General features: G+C 61.9%; 17 protein-coding genes and 1 other RNA gene. 9 read left to right on the top strand and 9 right to left on the bottom strand.

Annotated elements, in window-relative coordinates:
• Positions 1 to 11 precede the first annotated feature (11 nt).
• The gene (locus ACJ8IM_RS14370; RefSeq protein ID WP_004937113.1) at positions 12 to 908 is read right to left on the bottom strand and encodes a LysR family transcriptional regulator; all 897 of its coding nucleotides are present in this window, start codon (positions 906 to 908) and stop codon (positions 12 to 14) included.
• Positions 909 to 1,015: 107 nt separating this feature from the next.
• On the opposite strand from ACJ8IM_RS14370, the gene ACJ8IM_RS14365 reads away from it, so the two are divergent.
• A complete protein-coding gene (locus tag ACJ8IM_RS14365) occupies positions 1,016 to 1,717 on the top strand; it encodes a pirin family protein (protein WP_033654797.1) in 702 nt (233 codons plus the stop codon).
• Between the two features lie 57 nt (positions 1,718 to 1,774).
• Here the strand turns inward: ACJ8IM_RS14365 and rnpB are convergent.
• Together rnpB and rsmI are read right to left on the bottom strand one after the other, a co-directional pair.
• Positions 1,775 to 2,152: RNase P RNA component class A (rnpB, locus tag ACJ8IM_RS14360), an RNA gene on the bottom strand.
• Positions 2,153 to 2,193: 41 nt separating this feature from the next.
• Positions 2,194 to 3,057 (bottom strand): 16S rRNA (cytidine(1402)-2'-O)-methyltransferase, encoded by an 864-nt coding sequence (rsmI, locus tag ACJ8IM_RS14355; protein ID WP_004937108.1) that lies wholly within the window; start codon positions 3,055 to 3,057, stop codon positions 2,194 to 2,196.
• A 62-nt stretch (positions 3,058 to 3,119) separates the two neighbouring features.
• On the opposite strand from rsmI, the gene ACJ8IM_RS14350 reads away from it, so the two are divergent.
• From ACJ8IM_RS14350 to dolP, 4 genes are read left to right on the top strand one after another with little or no spacing between them, the layout of a single operon-like run.
• Positions 3,120 to 5,156: a penicillin-binding protein activator gene (locus tag ACJ8IM_RS14350; protein ID WP_033654798.1), complete on the top strand. Its 2,037-nt coding sequence runs from the start codon at positions 3,120 to 3,122 to the stop codon at positions 5,154 to 5,156.
• On the top strand, positions 5,153 to 5,506 hold the full coding sequence (locus ACJ8IM_RS14345; protein ID WP_086556960.1) for a YraN family protein: 354 nt from the start codon (positions 5,153 to 5,155) through the stop codon (positions 5,504 to 5,506). Before ACJ8IM_RS14350 ends, ACJ8IM_RS14345 begins: the two co-directional genes overlap by 4 nt.
• A gap of 51 nt (positions 5,507 to 5,557) precedes the next feature.
• On the top strand, positions 5,558 to 6,148 hold the full coding sequence (gene diaA, locus ACJ8IM_RS14340) for a DnaA initiator-associating protein DiaA (RefSeq protein WP_004937103.1): 591 nt from the start codon (positions 5,558 to 5,560) through the stop codon (positions 6,146 to 6,148).
• A gap of 9 nt (positions 6,149 to 6,157) precedes the next feature.
• Positions 6,158 to 6,733, top strand: a complete 576-nt coding sequence (dolP, locus tag ACJ8IM_RS14335; RefSeq protein ID WP_033654799.1) for a division/outer membrane stress-associated lipid-binding lipoprotein — start codon at positions 6,158 to 6,160, stop codon at positions 6,731 to 6,733.
• Between the two features lie 39 nt (positions 6,734 to 6,772).
• On the opposite strand, the gene mtgA is transcribed toward dolP, so the two are convergent.
• From mtgA to arcB, 3 genes are all read right to left on the bottom strand, one after another.
• Complete coding sequence (gene mtgA / locus ACJ8IM_RS14330; protein WP_033636115.1) at positions 6,773 to 7,504, bottom strand: monofunctional biosynthetic peptidoglycan transglycosylase; 732 nt, start codon at positions 7,502 to 7,504, stop codon at positions 6,773 to 6,775.
• On the bottom strand, positions 7,501 to 8,154 hold the full coding sequence (gene elbB / locus ACJ8IM_RS14325) for an isoprenoid biosynthesis glyoxalase ElbB (protein WP_033654800.1): 654 nt from the start codon (positions 8,152 to 8,154) through the stop codon (positions 7,501 to 7,503). The genes mtgA and elbB overlap by 4 nt, the downstream gene beginning before the upstream one ends.
• A 237-nt stretch (positions 8,155 to 8,391) precedes the next feature.
• The gene (arcB, locus tag ACJ8IM_RS14320) at positions 8,392 to 10,731 is read right to left on the bottom strand and encodes an aerobic respiration two-component sensor histidine kinase ArcB (RefSeq protein ID WP_033649005.1); all 2,340 of its coding nucleotides are present in this window, start codon (positions 10,729 to 10,731) and stop codon (positions 8,392 to 8,394) included.
• A 411-nt stretch (positions 10,732 to 11,142) separates the two neighbouring features.
• On the opposite strand from arcB, the gene ACJ8IM_RS14315 reads away from it, so the two are divergent.
• A complete protein-coding gene (locus ACJ8IM_RS14315; RefSeq protein ID WP_033649004.1) occupies positions 11,143 to 11,850 on the top strand; it encodes an acid phosphatase in 708 nt (235 codons plus the stop codon).
• On the opposite strand, the gene ACJ8IM_RS14310 is transcribed toward ACJ8IM_RS14315, so the two are convergent.
• Positions 11,845 to 12,777 carry a TIGR01212 family radical SAM protein gene (locus ACJ8IM_RS14310; RefSeq protein WP_033636120.1) on the bottom strand — a complete coding sequence of 311 codons (933 nt, stop codon included), beginning with the start codon at positions 12,775 to 12,777 and terminating at the stop codon, positions 11,845 to 11,847. The two genes, ACJ8IM_RS14315 and ACJ8IM_RS14310, sit on opposite strands and share 6 nt — an antisense overlap.
• Before the next feature lie 691 nt (positions 12,778 to 13,468).
• Here ACJ8IM_RS14310 and gltB point away from each other — a divergent pair.
• From gltB to ACJ8IM_RS14295, 3 genes are all read left to right on the top strand, one after another.
• Positions 13,469 to 17,929, top strand: coding sequence for a glutamate synthase large subunit (gltB, locus tag ACJ8IM_RS14305; RefSeq protein ID WP_101455681.1), 4,461 nt, complete (start codon positions 13,469 to 13,471; stop codon positions 17,927 to 17,929).
• A 14-nt stretch (positions 17,930 to 17,943) separates the two neighbouring features.
• Positions 17,944 to 19,362, top strand: a complete 1,419-nt coding sequence (locus tag ACJ8IM_RS14300) for a glutamate synthase small subunit (protein ID WP_033649001.1) — start codon at positions 17,944 to 17,946, stop codon at positions 19,360 to 19,362.
• Positions 19,363 to 19,527: 165 nt separating this feature from the next.
• Entirely contained in the window at positions 19,528 to 20,007 is a 480-nt protein-coding gene (locus ACJ8IM_RS14295) for a hypothetical protein (RefSeq protein ID WP_033649000.1), read from the top strand.
• Between the two features lie 63 nt (positions 20,008 to 20,070).
• Here ACJ8IM_RS14295 and sspB read toward each other — a convergent pair whose 3' ends face one another.
• Positions 20,071 to 20,571, bottom strand: a complete 501-nt coding sequence (sspB, locus tag ACJ8IM_RS14290) for a ClpXP protease specificity-enhancing factor (RefSeq protein WP_004937084.1) — start codon at positions 20,569 to 20,571, stop codon at positions 20,071 to 20,073.
• A 5-nt stretch (positions 20,572 to 20,576) separates the two neighbouring features.
• Entirely contained in the window at positions 20,577 to 21,218 is a 642-nt protein-coding gene (gene sspA, locus ACJ8IM_RS14285) for a stringent starvation protein SspA (RefSeq protein WP_025304366.1), read from the bottom strand.
• Between the last annotated feature and the right edge of the window lie 287 nt (positions 21,219 to 21,505).

Genomic DNA, 21,505 nt, shown 5'->3' with positions numbered 1-21,505 from the left:
TCCAACCGGCGTTAACGCTGTGCGAACAGGCGCGGAATTTCGCGCAGGAACCAGGCCTTCGCCTCCCCCATGCTGTCGCGCCGCCAGGCCATGATGATATCGGCTTCGCGGCTGTATTCCGGCCCCACCACGCGCAGCCGCCCGGCTTCGATATCTTTCTCCACCATCGGGTAGGGCATGGTCGCCACCCCCAGCCCGGCCAGCAGCGCCAGGCGTTTGTCTTCGATGGTGCTCACCGTCAGGCGCTGTTGTTTATCCAGCAGCTGTACGGTCAACACCGGGCGCTCGCGGGCGGTATCCGCCACCGCGATGCCGCGGTACTTCACGCGGGTCACCTCAGACAACGGCTCCGGCTCTTGGTGGATCGGGTGATCCGGCGCGGCGACGTAAACGCTCATCACCTTGTACAGTTTGCGGGTGTTGATCTCCGACGACGCGCGGAAGTGCATGTCCGGCGCGATCACGATGTCGGCGCGCCCCTGCTCCAGCCGTTCCCAGGCGCCCGCCAGCACCTCGGTGAAAATCGACACCTGGGTGTTGGCCTTCAGCGCCAGCTTGTCCACCAGCGGAAACAGCAGGCTCGGCGGCGACAGCGCTTCGCTGACGATGGTCAGGTGGGTTTCCCAACCGCGCGCCAGCGCTTCGGCGTCGGTGGTCAGCTTGTCGGCCGCTTCCAGCAGCACCCGCCCGCGCTCCAGCAACATGCGCCCCACGTTGGTGAACTTGGTGCGGTGGCCCGAACGGTCGAACAGCACCACGTCCAATTCTTCTTCCAATTTTTGCATGGTGTAGCTGAGCGCCGACGGCACCCGGCCCAATTCGTCGGCGGCCGCGGCGAAGCTGCCGCGCCGGTCGATCGCGTCCATCACTCTCAGCGCCTCAAGCGTGAGCGCCCGATCTCTGGCCATCACATCCCTCTGTCAGGAAATTTGAATATGCCGACCAGATTAACTGGCTAACAATCCGACGTCCAGATGCTTACCATTTGGATAATGAATTTAGAGAGCCGATTGCCATGATCACATGCAGAACAGCACAACAATGCGGGCAAGCTGACTTTGGTTGGCTGCAGGCTCGCTACACCTTTTCCTTTGGTCACTACTTCGATCCCAAACTGATGGGCTACGCGTCGCTGCGGGTGCTGAATCAGGAGGTGCTGGCGCCGGGCGCGTCGTTCCAGCCGCGCACCTATCCCAGCGTGGATATCCTGAACCTGATCCTGCAGGGCGAGGCGGAATACCGCGACAGCGACGGCAACACCGCGCGCGCCAAAGCCGGTGAAGCGCTGCTGCTGGCCACCCAGCCGAGCCTGAGCTACAGCGAACAGAACGTCAGCAGCGATACGCCGCTGACTCGCCTGCAGCTGTGGCTGGACGCCTGCCCGGAACGCAACAACGAGCGGGTGCAGCGCCTGACGCTGCCGGCGGCGGGCAACCTGCTGCTGGCCTCGCCGGACGGCGCGCAGGGTAGCCTGCAGCTGCGCCAGCAGGTTTGGATCCACCATCTCGATCTGCAGCCGGGCGAAGAACAAACGCTGACGATTAACGGGCCGCGCGCCTATTTGCAGTCGATTCACGGCACCATCGCCGCCACCGGCGAGCGCCACGAAGAACAACGCCTGACCTGCGGCGACGGCGCCTTCGTGCGCGAGGAGAATCGCCTGACGATCCGCGCCGAGACGCCGCTGCGCGCACTGTTGATTGACCTGCCAATGTAAGCCGGCCGGAAAACGAAAAACCCCGCGCAACTGGCGTTGCGCGGGGTTTTCTTTTGTCGAGGGAGTTGACCGGTAAGCCGGGTTCTGTCGTGGACAGTCATTCCTCTAGGCCAGCAATCGCTCACTGGCTCAAGCAGCCTACCCGGGTTCAGTACGGGCCGTACCATGTGAACCCCTATTTGGCCTTGCTCCGGGTGGAGTTTACCGTGCCACGAACTGTTGCCAGCCGCGCGGTGCGCTCTTACCGCACCCTTTCACCCTTACCTGATCCCGCTTGCGCGGGCCATCGGCGGTTTGCTCTCTGTTGCACTAGTCGTAGGCTTGCGCCTCCCAGGCGTTACCTGGCACCCTGCCCTATGGAGCCCGGACTTTCCTCCCCTCCATCTGTCTCCCCGAAGAGGACGGCAATGAAGCGGCGACTGTCTGGTCAACTCCGGCGCGGATAGTAGCGTCGCGGCGGCGGCAGGTCAACCGCTTTACGGCTGTTGTTGCTCCAGCGCGTGCTTATACAGCGCATTTTTCTTCACGCCGTGGATTTCCGCCGCCAGCGCCGCCGCCTTTTTCAGCGGCAGCTCTTTTTGCAGCAGCGCCAGCGTGCGCAGCGCCTCAAGCGGCAGCGCATCCTCCTGCGCCTTGTGGCCTTCGACGATCAGCACCATCTCGCCGCGGCGGCGCACTTCATCTTCCTGCACCCACGCCAGCAGCTCGCCCACCGGCGCGCCGTGGATGGATTCCCAGGTTTTGGTCAGCTCGCGCGCCAGCACCACATAGCGCTGCGGCCCCCAGACGGTGACCATGTCCTGCAGGCTTTCCAGCAGGCGGTGAGTAGATTCGTAGAAAATCAGCGTGCGCGGTTCCTCCGCCAGCGCCATCAGCGTATCCTTGCGCCCCTTGGTTTTCGCCGGCAGGAAGCCCTCGTAGCAGAAACGGTCGGAAGCGACGCCCGCGGCGCACAGCGCGGTGGTGGCGGCGCAGGCGCCCGGCAGCGGCACCACGCGAATGCCGGCCTCGCGGCAGCGGCGCACCAGGTGATAACCGGGATCGTTGATCAGCGGCGTGCCGGCGTCGGACACCAGCGCGATGCTCTGGCCCTCCTGCAGTTTCGCCAGCAGTTGATCGGCCTTTTGCTGTTCGTTGTGGTCATGCAGCGCGAACAGACGCGCGTTGATCGCGAAGTGTTGCAGCAGCAATCCGGTATGGCGCGTGTCTTCCGCCGCGATCAGATCAACGCTTTTCAGTACCTCTAACGCACGGTGGGTGATATCGCCCAGATTGCCGATGGGGGTGGGCACCACATACAGCGTTGATGCAGAAATGACTGATTGTTGGTGTTGATTCATTGTTTCATCCGGGTTGCCGATTTAATATTGAGCATCTTGAAAAAAACATCACTGGATACAGTATGCTTTCCTCAACATTCGTTCGTACCAAAGCAGGGCGTTCCAAGCCTGTCCGACTTACCGCAGTCATCGCGGCCGCCCTTTTCTTGGCAGGCTGTCCAAGTCGGGCCCCGCAAACGCCGCCCGCCAATATACAGGACGAAGCGAGCGCCAGCTCCGATTACTACCTGCAGCAGTTGCAGCAAAGCAGCGATGATAACAAGGCTGACTGGCAATTACTTGCTATTCGCGCCTTGCTGCGTGAAGGAAAACTGCCGCAGGCCGGCGACCAGTTGAATCAGCTGCCGAAAAACCTCAGCGGCGCGCAGCAGACTGAACGCCAGTTGCTGACCGCCGAACTGCAGATCGCCAACAAGAGCTACGTCAGCGCCCGCAGCACGCTGGGCCACCTGGACAGCGGTTCGCTGTCGCCGAATCAGAAGGTGCGCTACTACCAGGCGCAGATCGCCGCCAATCAGGGCAAAGCGTCGCTGCCGTTGATCCGCGCCTATATCGCCCAGGAGCCGTTGCTGACCGGCAAACCGCATCAGGACAACCTGGATCAGACCTGGCAGGCGCTGCTGCAGCTGACGCCGCAGGAGATGAACAGCCTGGTGATCAACGCCGACGAGAACGTGCTGCAAGGCTGGCTGGATCTGCTGCGCGTCTATCAGGACAACAAGCAGGATCCCGATCTGCTGAAGGCCGGCATCAAAGACTGGCAGAACCGTTATCCGAAGAACCCGGCGGCCAAAACGCTGCCGGCTCGCCTGAACCAGGTGCTGAACTTCACCCAGGCCTCCACCTCGAAAATCGCCCTGCTGCTGCCGTTGAACGGCCAGGCGAAAGTGTTCGCCGACGCCATCCAGCAAGGCTTCGAAGCGGCGAAAAACGGCGGTTCCATGCCGGCACCGCAGCCTCAAGCCGCGCCACCGGCCAGCGCGCCGGCCCAAACGGCGCCGGCCGATCAGGTCGCCACGGGTGACATCAACGCCAACGGCGCGGTCAGCCCTTCGGCGCAAGAGAGCCAGCCTGCCGTGACCGCCGCACAACCCGCTGCGCCGTCCAGCGCGCCGATAACGCCGCCGCAGGCCGCCAACGCGCAGGTCAAAGTGTACGACACCACCAGCCAGCCGCTGGCCGCCTTGCTGAGCCAGGCGCAGCAGGATGGCGCCACCCTGGTGGTCGGGCCGCTGCTGAAAGAGAACGTCGATCAGCTGTCCGCCAGCACCACTACGCTGAACGTGCTGGCGCTCAACCAGCCGGAAACGCCGAAGGACAACCTGAACATCTGTTACTTCGCCCTGTCGCCGGAAGATGAAGCGCGCGACGCCGCTCGCCACATCTGGGAACAGCAGAAGCGTCAACCGCTGCTGCTGGTGCCGCGCGGCGCCTTCGGCGATCGCGTCGCCAAGGCCTTTAACCAGGAATGGCAGAAGCAAGGCGGGCAAACCGTGCTGCGTCAGGACATCGGCTCCGCCGGCGAGCTGCGCCAGATGGTGAACAGCGGCGGCATCCGCATGACCGGCACGCCGATGTCGAGCGCCCCGGCGCCGCAGAGCGTGACCATCGCCGGGCTGACCATTCCGGCGCCGCCGAGCGACGTGCCCGCCGCAACCGGCGGCGTCGACGCGGTGTATATCGTCGCCACACAGTCTCAGCTGACGCTGATCAAACCGATGATCGACATGGCCACCAGCTCGCGCGGCAAGCCGGCGATGTACGCCAGCTCGCGCAGCTACCAGGCCGGCGCCGGCCCGGACTTCCGTCTGGAAATGGAAGGCCTGCAGTTCAGCGATATCCCGCTGCTGGCCGGTTCAAACCCTCAGCTGTTGCAGCAGGCCAGCGCGCGCTTCCGCAACGACTACTCGTTGGTGCGCCTGTATGCGATGGGGATGGATGCCTGGACATTGGCCAACCACTTTGCTGAAATGCGCCAGCTGCCGGGCTTCCAGGTTTCCGGCACCACCGGTATGCTGAGCGCGTCGCCGAACTGCGTGATCAACCGTAAACTGCCTTGGCTGCAATACCGTCAGGGCACGGTCGTTCCGGTCTCTTGAACCCACGCGCCTCAGGGGCGGGCTATGAGTTACTGGCCCGCCGTCACCTGGAACACGCCGGGCTCACCTTCTGCGCCGCCAACGTCGCGGTGCGCGGCGGTGAGCTCGACCTCATCATGCGCGACGGCGCTACCTGGGTATTCGTCGAAGTGCGCTACCGCCGCAACGACGCCTTCGGCGGCGCGGCCGCCAGCGTCACCTTTCGCAAACAACGGCGGTTGCTGCACGCCGCCGCCGTCTGGCTGGCGGGGCGCGGAGCCAGTTTTGACACATCATCTTGCCGTTTTGATGTTTTGGCCATTACCGGTAGCCAGTTAGAATGGATACCCAACGCCTTCAATGCGGATTAATCGGGGTTTTGCGGCGCAGACCGGCCCTTTGACTTAGTGGATTAATACAACGTGCTGGATAGAATTAAAGTCTGTTTTACCGAAAGCATCCAAACCCAGATCGCGGCGGCGGAAGCATTGCCGGACGCCATTTCCCGCGCTGCAATGACGCTGGTTCAATCCTTACTCAACGGCAACAAAATCCTGTGCTGCGGCAACGGCACCTCGGCGGCCAACGCGCAGCACTTCGCCGCCAGCATGATCAACCGTTTTGAAACCGAGCGCCCCAGCCTGCCGGCCATCGCCCTCAACGCCGACAACGTGGTGCTGACGGCGATCAGCAACGATCGGCTGCACGACGAAGTGTACGCCAAGCAGGTGCGCGCGCTCGGGCACACCGGCGACGTGCTGCTGGCGATTTCCACCCGCGGCAACAGCCGTGATATTGTGAAAGCGGTCGAGGCGGCCGTCACGCGCGATATGACCATCGTCGCGCTCACCGGCTACGACGGCGGCGAGCTGGCCGGGCTGCTCGGCCAGCAGGACGTCGAGATCCGCATCCCGTCGCACCGCAGCTCACGCATTCAGGAAATGCATATGCTGACCGTAAACTGCCTGTGCGACCTGATAGACAACACGTTATTCCCCCACCAGGACGATTAAGGAACTGAGATGAAGCTAAAAGCCACATTTGCAGTGCTGTCCAGCGCCCTGCTGTTGCAAGGCTGTATCGCCGGCGTCGTCGTCGGCAGTGCGGCCGTCGCCACCAAAACCGCCACCGACCCGCGCAGCGTCGGGACCCAGGTGGATGACGGCACGCTGGAAGCCAGGGTCGAAAACGCCCTGAGCAAAGACCAGCAGTTGAAGAAAGATGCCCGGGTGGTCGCCACCGCCTATCAGGGCAAGGTGCTGTTGACCGGCCAGTCGCCTAACGTCGAGCTCACCGCGCGCGCCAAGCAGATCGCCATGGGCGTGGAAGGCACGAGCGAAGTGTATAACGAAATCCGTCAGGGCACGCCGGTCAGCCTGAGCACCGCGTCCTCCGACACCTGGATCACCACCAAGGTGCGTTCGCAGCTGTTGACCAGCGATACGGTGAAATCGTCCAACGTGAAGGTCACTACCGAAAACGGCGAAGTGTTCTTGCTGGGCCTGGTCACACAGCAGGAAGGGCAGTCGGCGGCGCAGATAGCCAGCCAGGTCAGCGGCGTGAAGCACGTCACCACCGCCTTTACCTATGTGAAATAATCCGCTTGGCGGGAACGGCGCCCTGCCGTTCCCGCCCGTTTAATCCAGCGAGTTCTCGCGTAAAAACGCTTCCCCGCCCAGTTGCCGCATCTGGCGCATGATCCACTGTTGACGCTGCACCACATAGCCGGACGGCGCATCGGCCCTGAAACGATGTGGATTCGGCAATACCGCCGCCAGCAGCGCCGCCTCGGCCGCGCTCAGACGTTTAGCCGGCTTATGGAAAAAGCGCTGTGAAGCCTCCTCCACGCCGAATACCCCGTCTCCGAACTCGACGATGTTCAGATACACCGTCAGAATGCGCCGTTTGGTCCACACCAGCTCGATGCCCGACGTCAATCCGGCCTCCAGCCCTTTGCGCAGCCAGCTGCGGCCATCCCACAGAAACAGGTTCTTGGCGGTTTGCTGCGACAGCGTGGACGCACCGCGGATGCGCGTCGGGCGCTTCTCGTTGTGGCTGAGCGCCTTTTCAATAGCCGCCACGTCGAAGCCCCAATGGTCTGGAAACTTCTGATCCTCCGCCGCCATCACCGCCAGCGCCATTTGCGGCGAGATGTCGTCCATCGACACCCAGTCCGAATGGGCGACGTAGCCGAAGTCGCCGCTCAGCCAGGCGCTGACTTGCCTCTCCACCATCACGGCGGAAAACGGCACCGGCAGGAAGGCGAAGAGCACAATGCCCAACGCCCACAGGCCGAGGATCGCAATGACGCCGCGCTTCAGCCAATACCACGGGCGCAGCCGCCGCCATCCGCCGAGCGATTTTCTCATTCAGCCAGTTCCAGCACCCGCGCCACCAGCTTATCGATGCCGAGAGCCGCCTGCGCGATCGACGGCGCCAGCATATAGGCCGGCGTGGTCACGATCTTGTGATCGCTGTCCACCACGATGTCGTCCACCGGGCAAATCACCGGTTCGCCGCCCATGGCGTCAATCACTTCTCCCAGGTCCGGATCGTTGCCAATGGTCAGCCGCGCTTGTTGATCCAGCAGTTTCGGCAACAGCGCCGGCGCGATGCACATCAGGCCAATTGGTTTGTTGGCCTTATGCATCTCGCGCGTCAGGCGCGCCAAATCTTCATCGACCCAACATTCCGCGCCGGCTTCGGCGAAGTTGCTGAGGTTCTTGGCGGTGCCAAAGCCGCCGGGCACGATCAGCGCATCCAGCTGCGCGGCCTCCGCCAGCGCCAGCGGCTGCACCGCGCCGCGGGCAATTCGCGCCGACTCAATCAGGACATTGCGCGTCTCCGCCATCTCATCACCCGATAAGTGATTAATAACATGGCGTTGTGGTTTATCAGGCGCAAAGCACACCGCCTGCGCGCCGGCACGATCCAACGCCAGCAGCGTCAGCACCGCTTCATGGATCTCCGTACCGTCATAAACGCCGCTGCCGCTGAGGACTACACCCACCTTTTTCATCACTCTTACTCCTGTCGCTGCTGTCAACTGGTTCGTGCTCGGAGTTGACAAACACTAATCTACATCACACATTTTAATGAATCTTCTAACAAGAGCGCTTACATTTGCTATGTTGTTGGCTGTATGATGTTTAGGAATTCGCTACAACCTGCTCGACCAGAACACTGAAACCAATACGCAGGTTCACAATTTCCCTGGTGTTGGCGCAATATTCGCGCACCCCGGCTTAGGTCGGGGTCATTTTTTTTCAGCGTTCTCTACCCAAGCCCGCAGTACCTGCACGTCGTTGCGCCACTCTTGCTTCAACTCATCCACCCAGTCCTGCACGTTATCCCACCAGGCCGGCAGCGTCGGCGTTTGAATCTGCTGCGCCAGCTGCTGCAGGTGACGCAGACCGACCGAACCGGCGGCGCCCTTGATCTTGTGCCCTTCCTCGGTGATGCCTTTCTGATCGCGCGCCGTCATGTTGGAGTCCAGCACCGCCAGATAGCCCGGCATCATCTGTTCGAACATCTCCAGGCTTTGGTGGATCAGCTGCGGGCCAACCAGATCCATGTACTGTTCCAGCATCGCGGTATCGAGTAACGACTCATTAATCTGCATCGCCTTGTGCTCCGTTTTCTTTGAAGTGTGAGAAGGTTGATGATCCCAATAGTGTTTGATGACCTGGGTCAGCGCCGGCACCGACAGCGGCTTGCTCAGCACATCGTCCATGCCCGCCTCGAGGTACTCTTTTTTGTCTTTCAGCACGTTGGCGGTCAGCGCAACCAGCGGCGGCAGCGCCTGCCCGGCGTAGCGCTCACGCAGCGCCCGGGCGATGTCCAGCCCGGTCATGTCCGGCAGTTGAATATCCAGCAGCACCAGATCGAACTCGTCCGGATCGAACATCGCCAGCGCATCGTGGCCGTTCATCGCCACTTCGACGCTGTTGCCCAGCTTCTCCAGCACCGAGCGCGCCACGATCACGTTCAGTTCGATATCCTCCACCAGCAGGATGTGCAGCGCCGGCAACGGCAGCTCCTCTTCCTCCGGCGCCGCGCTGACGGCTTCCTGCACCGCCGGCGCCTGGATGGTCAGAGTGAAGCAAGAACCGTGCCCCTGTTCGCTACGCACGGTGATGTCGCCGCCCATGCTCTGCGCCAGCCGCTTGGAGACCGCCAGCCCGATGCCGGTGCCGGTGGCCGGGCGGCCGCCGCGCTGATCTTTCACCTGGTAATACATGGCGAAGATCTTGTCCTGCTCGTCCTGCGGGATGCCCATGCCCGAGTCTTCCACCTCGAACACCAGCTTCTCCTGCGCCTCGCGCCGCACGCGCACCACGATTTGCCCCTGCTGGGTAAATTTCACCGCGTTGCCGATCAGGTTCCACAAAATCTGCCGCAGGCGCGTGCCGTCGGTCACGATCTGCTGCGGCAGCGGCGTTTGCGGCTCCATGATGAACTGCAGCCCTTTCGGCTGCGCCAGCAGGCCGGAGAGATTCTCCAGATCCGCCAGGAAACCGGTGAAGTCCACCGGCTGGTTGTCGAGCTGCACCTTGCGCCGCTCGAGCTTGTCCATTTCGATAATGTCGTTGAAGATATTGCCGAGGGTGATGGCGCTGACGTGAATGGTCTTCAGGTATTTCAGCTGCTCGTCGTTCAGCTCGGTATCGAGCAGGATGCGGCTCAGGCCGACGATGCCGTTAAGCGGCGTACGCAGCTCGTGGCTGATGGTGGAGATAAAGGTGGTCTTCTCCCGGCTGGCGTTCTCCAGCGCGTCCTGGTAGCGCTTACGCTCGGTAATATCGCGGCCGAAGCCCATCAGCCCGTGGCGTTTGCCCACCCGGTCGTAAAACGGCACCTTGCGCAGTTCGAAACAGGCCTTGCGGCCGTCGGGATACACCAGCCATTGTTCGTAGGTCAGCGAGACGTTGTGGCGGAACACCTTCTCGTCGGTCTCAATGACCTTTTCGGCGATCTCCTGGCCGTAGACGTCGAACGGCGTCAGGCCGATCAGCTGCTTCTCGCTCTTGCCGGTCAGCAGCTCCATCGCGCGGTTGCAGCCGGAGAACTCTTTGTCTTCGTTGCGGTAGTAGACCAGGTCCGGCGAGGCGTCGAGGAAGGAACGCAGCAGCGCCGACTGCTGGCCCAGCTCAATCTGCGCCAGCTCGCGCTGTTCCATCTCTTCCGTCAGCTTCTCCATCACCTGCAGACGCTCTTCTTCCGCCTTGATGCGATCGGCGATCTCCTGATTCAGCTGGCTGATATTGTCTTTGAGCTGCTGATTGAGCTCCAGATCGCGGTGGCGCATCTCTTCCAGCTTGTCCACCAGCCGCGCCAGCCGTTGGCGCGACTCCTCCAGCTGCTCCACCACCACCGAGAGGAAGTAGACCGCCCACGGGGTGATCAACAGGCCGAAGAAGATTGAACGCACCACGTCGATGCTTTCCACTTCGCCGCGCAGCAGCATGGTCACCGCCATCTGCACCACCATCGCCAGCACCACCAGCGCCGAGGCCAGCAGCAGCGAGAAGCGCACCAACCCCAGTTTCACCATTAAATCAACGTAGTACTGGGCCAACACCCGGATTTGCTTCATAGCGGCTCCCATCAGACACAATCTTTTGAATCATACCGTAAATTTTTCCGCCGTGTCTGAGAGTCAAGTCCTGCTAACGGAAAATAGCGGCGTCTGGCGTGCATCGGGCGGTTCATTGCCGTCGACACCGTGGAAAAGCACGTTGATCAATCCGCTCATACTTAGGGATTAATCACTTGTAACTAAAAGACTTTTTATGTGACGCACCCCACACCTCAGCCGCTTGAGAAGGCCTTTCCGTTAATATATTAATGATGCACCGTGCATGACGCATGCTTTAGCAGACACGGATAGCGAAGCCCTGAGGCTTGAAGTAAGGGAAAGGATGTTATCCCGCGGTTTACTTTCACCGGCAGCAGCGTTGTGGCCAGCCCGGCAGGCTTCCTCATTTCCCTGACGTGAGGATTGACCATGTTAACCATCTATCGTACTACCCTGTTCGTCCTGTCTTTGACCGTTATTTTGCCCCTGAAGGCCGCCACTGCCGTGACCGGCTACCTGAGTGCAGAGCAACGGCAAATCGCCACGCTGTTGCCGCCGCCGCCTTCAACGGATACGCCGCAGAATCGGGCGGATCTGCAGGCAGTGCTGGCCATTCAGGCTAACCGCACGGCGGAACAAATCGCCAAAGCCAAGCGGGATGACCACCTGGAAGACGCCGCCTTCCCCTTCGCCCGCGAGATCTTCGGCCCGACCTTTACCGTCGATCGCCATCCGCTCACCGCCGCCCTGTTCCGCCGGGTCTATCAGGACTTTGAACAAAGCCTGATGCCCGCCAAGGCCTTCTATGGCCGCCCGCGCCCCTATGAGGCCGACAGCCGCGTGAAACCGCTGCTGCCGCCGCCGGAAGGCGATTCCTACCCTAGCGGACACGCGATGGACAGCTACCTGACGGCGCTCCTGTTGGCGCAGATGGTGCCAGAAAAACGCAGCGCGCTGTTTGAGCGGGCGGCAAGCAATGCGCAAAGCCGGGTGATTGCCGGCGTTCACTACCCGAGCGATCTTGAAGGCGGCAAGTTGGCGGCGACGGCGCTCGCCGCACGACTGCTGGCGAATCCGCAGCTGCAGGCCGATCTGCAGCGCGCCCGCGTGGAGGTGCGCGCCAACCTGCAGTTATAACGTCGGTGAATAATGCAGGGCGGCATCCAGCGCGCTGCCCTGCCCGCCGTATTGCTGCAGATAAGCGCCCACCGCCTGCATGCCGCGCCAGCGGTTTTCGCACCACAGCGGCGCCAGCAGCGTAGGCCGACGGGCGCTGGCGGACAGGCGGTGATACACCACCTCGCCCGGCGTGTGGCGGATCATCTCCCCGGCGCTGACGGCGTAATCTTCCAGCGCCAGTTCGGGCAAGCGCCCGGCGCGCCACGCGCGGGCCAGGGTGCTGCCGGTAACAACGTGCAGCGGATGCAGCTTGATGCCATCCACGCCGCTCTCCACCACCCGCTGCAGCGTGAGCAGATGATCGCGCTGGGTTTCTCCCGGCAGCCCGACGATCAGATGGCAGCACACCTTCAGCCCGCGCTGCCGAGCCCGTTGCGCGGTCTGCTGATAGCAGCGGAAATCATGGCCGCGGTTGATGCGTTTGAGCGTTTTATCGTGCGCCGTCTGCAGCCCCAGTTCCAGCCACACTTCATAACCCTCTTCGCGATACTCCGTCAGCAGATCCAATGCGGCGGGCGGCACGCAGTCCGGGCGAGTGCCGACGCACAGGCCGACCATGTCGCTCTGCGCCAACGCCTGCCGATACATCGACGCCAGCAGTTCGACCTCCGCATAGGTGCTGGTATAGGCCTGAAAATAGGCCAGATAGCGCCGCGCCCGGTCGACCCGCGCGGCCTGCTGCGCCAGCTGTTCGGCGATACTTTGCCGCTGCATCGCCTCATCGGCGAATGAAGCGACGTTGCAAAACGTACAGCCGCCGCGCCCCAACGTGCCGTCGCGGTTAGGGCAGCTGAATCCGCCATGCAGCGTGAGTTTATGGATCTTTTCGCCATGGCGGCGCTGGAGATCCGCGCCAAACATATTGACTAATTGCGGCAACTGCATAATCTTGGTGATTCTCTGTGTTCAAAGCCGCGATGCTAATAAGAAACGGCTTTTCCCGCGATGACAGAGATCAACGCTTTCCCCGCAAGGCGCCACCAGGCATAACTATTCATCATAAACGCAAATCAATTCACTATAATTCTGATGAATTATTCTAATCGTCACGCAACCGTTAACGGCAATATGACAACACGGTGAAAAATAGTCATAAACATCAACTAAGCAATATCTTATAGAATAAAACTCTGCCATTAACCCCCGCACTAGCATGGTGCAGAGATTAAGGGGTTGCACTATAGTGAGACAGCTCACACTTCTGCGGGGATCGGCGTTGCCCCACGATAGTGCAAAAATGCATTAAACACCTTATTTTTCAAATAAATAAATACCATAAATTCGATAAGAATCTATCTTAAGCCCACATTTGACCTGCGAATTCTTTCTCGCTAAGTTGGAAGTCCGCTGGAAGCTTTCTGGACGGGCAAACGTCTCGTCATATTTATGCAGTAATTGAAGACTCCCTCTTAAAACAAGTCCTATACCACTTGTGAGACCGTCACGAGAGGCCATTGATGGAGGGCGGAAAAGCAGATTGGCGGGGTTAACTTGCTGATTGGACTTCTGCCTGAAATTGGGAAGCCCCCTCGCAGTAGGTTGTGAGAGTCACGCAGAGCCTGGGGAGGTTCACGATATGTTGTACGATAAATCCCAAGAGAGGGACAACTGTGGTTTCGGCCTGATCGCCCACATAGAAGGCGAACCTAGCCACAAGGTGGTGCGCACCGCCATTCACGCGCTGGCCCGCATGCAGCACCGCGGCGCGATCCTGGCCGACGGCAAGACCGGCGACGGCTGCGGCCTGTTGCTGCAAAAACCCGATCGCTTCTTCCGCATGGTGGCGGAAGAGCGCGGCTGGCGTTTGGCCAAGAACTACGCCGTCGGCATGATATTCCTCAGCCAGAATGAAGAGGAAGCGCGCCTCAGCCGCCGCATCGTGGAAGAAGAGCTGCAAAACGAAACGCTGTCGATCGTCGGCTGGCGCGAAGTGCCGACCAACCCGGACGTGCTGGGTGAAATCGCCCTCTCCTCCCTGCCGCGCATCGAGCAAATCTTCGTTAACGCCCCGGCCGGCTGGCGCCCGCGCGATATGGAGCGCCGCCTGTTCGTGGCGCGCCGCCGCATCGAGAAACGCGTGCAGGACAACAGCTTCTACGTCTGCAGCTTCTCCAATCTGGTGACGATCTATAAAGGCCTGTGCATGCCTGCGGATCTACCGCGCTTCTATCTCGATCTGGCGGACCTGCGCCTGGAATCGGCCATTTGCCTGTTCCACCAGCGCTTCTCCACCAACACTGTGCCGCGCTGGCCGCTGGCGCAGCCGTTCCGCTACCTGGCGCACAACGGCGAAATCAACACCATCACCGGCAACCGCCAATGGGCGCGTGCCCGTACCTACAAATTCCAAACGCCGCTGATCCCGGATCTGCAGGCCGCCGCGCCGTTCGTCAACGAAACCGGCTCCGACTCCAGCTCGCTGGACAACATGCTGGAGCTGCTGCTGGCGGGCGGGATGGATCTCATCCGCGCCATGCGCCTGCTGGTGCCGCCGGCCTGGCAGAACAACCCGGACATGGACGGCGATCTGCGCGCCTTCTTCGACTTCAACTCGATGCACATGGAGCCGTGGGACGGCCCGGCCGGCATCGTGATGTCCGACGGCCGCTACGCCGCCTGTAACCTCGATCGCAACGGCTTGCGCCCGGCGCGCTATGTGATCACCAAAGACAAGCTGATCACCTGCGCCTCCGAAGTCGGCATCTGGGATTACCAGCCGGATGAAGTGGTGGAAAAAGGCCGCGTCGGCCCCGGCGAGCTGATGGTGATCGACACCCGCAGCGGCCGCATCCTGCACTCGGCGGAAACCGACAACGATCTGAAAAGCCGCCACCCGTATAAAGAGTGGATGGAGAAAAACGTCAAACGTCTGGTGCCGTTCGAAGATCTGCCGGACGATCAGGTCGGCAGCCGCGAACTCGACGACGCGCAGCTCGAAACCTACCAGAAACAGTTCGGCTACAGCAGCGAAGAGCTGGATCAGGTGATCCGCGTGCTGGGCGAGATCGGCCAGGAAGCCACCGGTTCGATGGGCGACGATACCCCGTTCGCCGTGCTCTCCAGCCGGCCGCGCATCGTTTACGACTATTTCCGCCAGCAGTTCGCGCAGGTCACCAACCCGCCGATCGATCCGCTGCGCGAAGCGCACGTCATGTCGCTGGCCACCAGCATCGGCCGTGAAATGAACGTTTTCTGCGAAGCCGAAGGCCAGGCGCACCGCCTGAGCTTCAAATCGCCGATCCTGCTGTACTCCGATTTCAAACAGCTCACCACGCTGGAAGGCGAATACTATCGCGCCGAGACGCTCGATCTGACCTTCGATCCGCAGCAACAGGATCTGGAGCAGACCATTCGCGCCCTGTGCGACGAAGCGGAACGCAAGGTGCGCGAGGGCGCGGTGCTGTTGGTGCTGTCCGACCGCGCCATCGCGCCCGGCCGCCTGCCGGTCCCGGCCCCGATGGCCGTTGGCGCCGTGCAAACCCGCCTGGTAGAGAAAAGCCTGCGCTGCGACGCCAACCTGATTGTTGAAACCGCCAGCGCCCGCGATCCGCACCACTTCGCCGTGCTGCTCGGCTTCGGCGCGACCGCCATCTACCCGTACCTGGCCTATGAAACCTTGGCCAAGCTGGTGGACAGCCAGGCGATCGACAAGAAATACCGCGACGTGATGCTGAACTACCGCAACGGCATCAATAAAGGCCTGTACAAGATCATGTCCAAAATGGGCATCTCGACCATCGCCTCTTACCGCTGCTCCAAGCTGTTCGAAGCGGTCGGCCTGCATCGCGATCTGGCGGATCTGTGCTTCCAGGGCGTGGTCAGCCGCATCGGCGGCGCCAGCTTCAGCGACTTCCAGCAGGATCTGCAGAACCTTTCCAAGCGCGCCTGGCTGAAACGCAAACCGCTGGAGCAAGGCGGCCTGCTGAAATTCGTGCATGGCGGCGAATACCACGCCTACAACCCGGACGTGGTGAACTCGCTGCAAAAAGCGGTGCACAGCGGGGAATATAGCGACTATCAGGCCTACGCCAAGCTGGTGAACGAGCGGCCGGTCGCCATGCTGCGCGATCTGCTGGCCATCACGCCGAAAGGCGAACCGATCCCGGTCGATCAGGTTGAACCGGCGGAGTCGCTGTTCAAACGCTTCGACACCGCGGCGATGTCGATCGGCGCACTGAGCCCGGAAGCGCACGAGTCGCTGGCGATCGCCATGAACGGCCTCGGCGGCTTCTCCAACTCCGGCGAAGGCGGCGAAGATCCGGCGCGCTACCGCACCAACAAGGTGTCGCGCATCAAACAGGTGGCCTCCGGCCGCTTCGGCGTGACGCCGGCCTACCTGGTGAACGCCGACGTGATCCAGATTAAGGTGGCGCAGGGCGCCAAACCGGGCGAAGGCGGCCAGCTGCCGGGCGACAAGGTGACTCCGTACATCGCCAGACTGCGTTACTCGGTGCCGGGCGTAACGCTGATCTCCCCGCCGCCGCACCACGACATCTACTCGATCGAAGATCTGGCGCAGCTGATCTTCGACCTGAAGCAGGTCAACCCGAAAGCGGTGATCTCGGTGAAACTGGTTTCCGAGCCGGGCGTCGGCACCATCGCCACCGGCGTGGCGAAAGCCTATGCCGATCTCATCACCATCGCCGGTTACGACGGCGGCACCGGCGCCAGCCCACTGTCCTCGGTGAAATACGCCGGCTGTCCGTGGGAGCTGGGCCTGGTGGAAACCCAGCAGGCGCTGGTGGCCAACGGCCTGCGCCACAAGATCCGCCTGCAGGTGGACGGCGGCCTGAAAACCGGCGTCGACATCGTCAAGGCGGCGATCCTGGGCGCGGAAAGCTTCGGCTTCGGCACCGGGCCGATGGTGGCGCTGGGCTGTAAATACCTGCGCATCTGTCACCTCAACAACTGCGCGACCGGCGTCGCGACTCAGGACGACAAGCTGCGCCGCGATCACTACCACGGCCTGCCGGAACGCGTGACGAATTACTTCCAGTTTATCGCGCGTGAAACCCGCGAGATCATGGCGCAGCTGGGCGTGAGCCAGCTGGTGGATCTGATCGGCCGCACCGAGTTCCTGACCGAGCTGGACGGCATTTCCGCCAAGCAGAACAAGCTGGATCTGGCACCGCTGCTGAAAACCGCCACGCCGCATCCGGGCAAAGCGGTGTACTGCACCGAAAGCAGCAACCCGGCGTTCGACAAGGGCCTGCTGAACAAAGAGCTGCTGGCGCAGGCGCAGCCGCATATCGAAGCGAAGCAGGGTAAAACCTTCTACTTCGACATTCGCAACACCGACCGCTCCGTGGGCGCCATGCTGTCCGGCGCAATCGCCGACGTGCACGGCGATCAGGGCATGGCGGCCGATCCGATCAAGGCGCACTTCTCCGGCACCGCCGGGCAGAGCTTCGGCGTCTGGAACGCCGGCGGCGTCGAGCTGACCCTGACCGGCGACGCCAACGACTATGTCGGCAAAGGCATGGCCGGCGGCAGCATCGCGGTGCGTCCGCCGATCGGCTCCGCCTTCCGCAGCCATGAAGCCAGCATCGTCGGCAACACCTGCCTGTACGGCGCCACCGGCGGCAAACTGTTCGCCGCCGGCCGCGCGGGCGAACGCTTCGCGGTGCGCAACTCCGGCGCCATCACCGTGGTGGAAGGCATCGGCGACAACGGCTGCGAATACATGACCGGCGGCATCGTCTGCGTGCTGGGTAAAACCGGCATCAACTTCGGTGCGGGCATGACCGGCGGCTTCGCCTACGTGCTGGACGAAGACGGCGAGTTCCGCAAGCGCGTGAACCCGGAGCTGGTGGAAGTGCTGGATGTCGATCAGCTGGCGATCCATGAGGAGCACCTGCGCGGCCTGATCACCGAACACGTGCAGGCGACCGGCTCTTCCCGCGCGGAAGAGATCCTGGCCAACTGGCCGGAGTGGGCGCCGAAGTTCGCCCTGGTCAAACCGAAGTCCAGCGATGTCAAAGCGCTGTTGGGTCACCGTAGCCGTTCCGCAGCCGAGCTGCGGGTGCAGGCGCAGTAAGAGGTAGGTCATTAATGAGCCAGAACGTTTATCAATTTATCGACCTGCAGCGTGTTGATCCGCCAAAGAAACCGCTGAAGATCCGCAAAATCGAGTTCGTCGAGATCTACGAACCGTTTTCGGAAACCCAGGCCAAGGCCCAGGCGGACCGCTGTCTGTCCTGCGGCAACCCGTATTGCGAGTGGAAGTGCCCGGTGCACAACTACATCCCGAACTGGCTGAAGCTGGCCAACGAAGGCCGCATCATGGAAGCGGCGGACCTGGCGCATCAGACCAACAGCCTGCCGGAAGTGTGCGGCCGCGTGTGTCCGCAGGATCGCCTGTGCGAAGGCTCCTGCACCCTGAACGACGAGTTCGGCGCGGTCACCATCGGCAATATCGAGCGCTACATCAGCGATAAGGCCATCGAAATGGGCTGGAAGCCGGACATGTCGCACGTGCAGCCGACCGGCAAGCGCGTGGCGATCGTCGGCGCCGGCCCTGCCGGGCTGGCCTGCGCCGACGTGTTGACCCGCAACGGCGTCAAAGCGGTGGTGTATGACCGTCATCCTGAGATCGGCGGCCTGCTGACCTTCGGCATCCCGGCCTTCAAGCTGGAAAAGGAAGTGATGGTCAAACGCCGCGGCATTTTCAGCGAGATGGGCATCGAGTTCCAACTGAACACTGAAGTGGGCAAAGACGTCAGCATGGAGACCTTGCTGAGCGAGTACGATGCGGTATTCCTCGGCGTCGGCACCTATCAGTCGATGCGCGGCGGCCTGGAGAACGAGGAAGCGCAGGGCGTGTACGACGCGCTGCCGTTCCTGATCGCCAACACCAAGCAGCTGATGGGGTATGAAGCCGATCAGCACGAGCCTTACGTCAGCATGGAAGGCAAGCGGGTGGTGGTGCTGGGCGGCGGTGATACCGCCATGGACTGCGTGCGCACCTCGGTGCGCCAGGGCGCGACGCAGGTCATCTGCGCCTACCGCCGCGACGAAGCCAACATGCCGGGCTCCAAGCGCGAAGTGAAGAACGCCCGGGAAGAAGGGGTGGACTTCCAGTTCAACCTGCAGCCGCTGAGCATCGAACTGAACAGCGCCGGCCGCGTGGCCGGGGTGAAAATGGTGCGCACCCAGCTGGGCGCGCCGGATGCCAACGGCCGTCAGGCGGCGGAGCAGGTACCGGGTTCCGAACACGTGATCGACGCGGACGCGGTGGTGATGGCGTTCGGCTTCCGCCCGCACCGCATGGACTGGCTGGCGGCGCACGACGTGCAGCTCGATAAACAGGGCCGCATCCTGGCGCCGGAGGGCAGCGACAACGCGTTCCAGACCAGCAACCCGAAAATTTTCGCCGGCGGTGACGCGGTGCGCGGCTCCGACCTGGTGGTGACAGCGATTGCCGAAGGCCGCAAAGCGGCAGATGGCATCATGAACTACCTGGAAGTGTAAACCTTCCGTACCATCGGAGGCCCGGCATATTGCCGGGCCTCCGTTTTTAGCCTGCCACGCTTTGTCACCCCTCCCCCTCTCCTCACCGTCTCAACGCGCTATAGTATTGAGTTGGCACCATTGCGGGGCGCGGCTGCGCCTGACACCGAGATAAGGATAGCGAACATGAAATGCTCCATTTCCCTGTTGGCCGGCGCGCTGCTGGCCGTCAGTTTCAGCGCTTCAGCCATGGCGCTGGATTCGCAGGAGGTTGGTTACAATATCGAAGCGCGCGGCGCGCGGCCGGTCGTGGCTCAGTTAGGCAAGGCCGGGCAGTTCAACGCCGTGGAAAACAGCATCCGGCTGGGGGACGACAATTGGATTGCCCTGGCGCCCAAGCTGGCCGGCGGCGGCAATGCCGGCTTTACCGCCGGCATCAAATCGGCCCTCTCCGCCGCCCTGATCTACAATCCGGCGGCGGTGTTGCAGGCGCTCAACAAAGGCAACGATCTGCCGCTCAATGACATTTGCACCGCGCCGCCGGAAGTGCAAGGCGACACCGCCGTCACCAGTTTCCGCCAGCGCGCAACCCGCGCCTTGTCCACCGTGCGCGTAGGCGATCTCAGCGCGCCGCGCGATGCCTGCATTGCCGCCTTGAAAGGCTGATTCATTTCTGCCGGGCAAAAAAAAAGCACCCCATAGGGTGCTTTTTCGTTTGTTCGCGCGGGCTTATTTCACCACGCGCAGCGCCGGGCGGCCACCGCGCGGCGGCTGCGGCGGTTCGTCGTCCGGGCCGTTGTCTTCCGCGGTGTCCGGGCGATCGCCGTCGATCACCGACATCAGCGTTTCCGAAGGGATCGTCTCATTGTCCAGGCCTTCGAACACGCCTTCGCTCTCGTCGTAGGCGGCTTCCGGTTCGAACATCGTGCCGGCGCCGTTTTCACGCGCATAGATTGCCAACACGGCGGCCATCGGCACCGAAACCTGACGCGGCACGCCGCCGAAGCGCGCGTTGAACTGCACGTCTTCGTTGCCCAACGCCAGGTTGCCTACCGCGCGCGGCGCGATATTCAGCACTATCTGGCCGTCACGCGCGAACTCCATCGGCACCTGCACGTCCGGGCGAGTCACGTCGACCACCAGGTGCGGCGTCAGCTGGTTATCCAGCAGCCAGTCGTAGAACGCCCGCAGCAGATACGGGCGACGCGGCGTCATCTGAGACATGTCCATCGCGCTTAGCCCCGGGTCTGCAGGCGCATTTCACGCTCGGCTTCGGTCAGGGAAGCCAGGAAGGCGTCGCGTTCGAAGACGCGGGTCATGTAGCCTTTCAGCTCTTTGGAGCCGGCACCGCTCAATTCGATGCCCAGCTGCGGCAGACGCCACAACAGCGGCGCCAGGTAGCAATCCACCAGGCTGAACTCTTCGCTCATGAAATACGGCGTCTGACCGAAGATCGGCGCGATCGCCAGCAGCTCTTCACGCAGTTGGCGACGGGCGGATTCCGCTTCCTGACCGCTGCTCTTCTCGATCTTGTCCATCAGCGAGTACCAGTTCTTCTCGATGCGCAGCATCATCAGACGGCTCTCGCCACGGGCAACCGGGTAAACCGGCATCAGCGGCGGGTGCGGGAAACGCTCATCCAGGTATTCCATGATGATGCGGGATTCATACAGGGTCAGTTCGCGATCGACCAGCGTAGGCACCGTCTGGTAAGGGTTGAGGTCAATCAGATCTTGCGGCAGGTTATCCATTTCGACCTGCTCGATCTCGACGCTGACACCTTTCTCCGCCAGTACGATGCGTACTTGATGGCTAAAAATGTCGGTCGGGCCAGAGAACAGCGTCATTACCGAACGTTTGTTGGCAGCGACAGCCATGAAAACCTCCAAGTTATCTAGAAAATACTGCGAATAGCCAACTGACAGGCTGCTATCCTGAATAATCTTGCCGCAGGCCGGCAGCACGCAGCGCGACCCGAGCCCATGAAAAACCGGCCCAGGGGGGTCAACTGCACGGCGAACAGGCGCAAAAGTGGGTGATAGTTTACCAGATTTTGCTTGTTTTGTGGGGGCGGTGCGGCGAATTCATGTTGAATTGTCTGATATGCCACAGATTTTAGTCGGGGATGGCGGATTTTAGGCATAAAAAAACCCGGTGAAGCACC

The organism is Serratia sp. CY33525, assembly GCF_052169115.1.
Classification (GTDB): domain Bacteria; phylum Pseudomonadota; class Gammaproteobacteria; order Enterobacterales; family Enterobacteriaceae; genus Serratia; species Serratia sarumanii.
The sequence above is the reverse complement of the archived record's forward strand: the minus strand, read 5'-3'. Positions and strand labels throughout refer to the sequence as shown.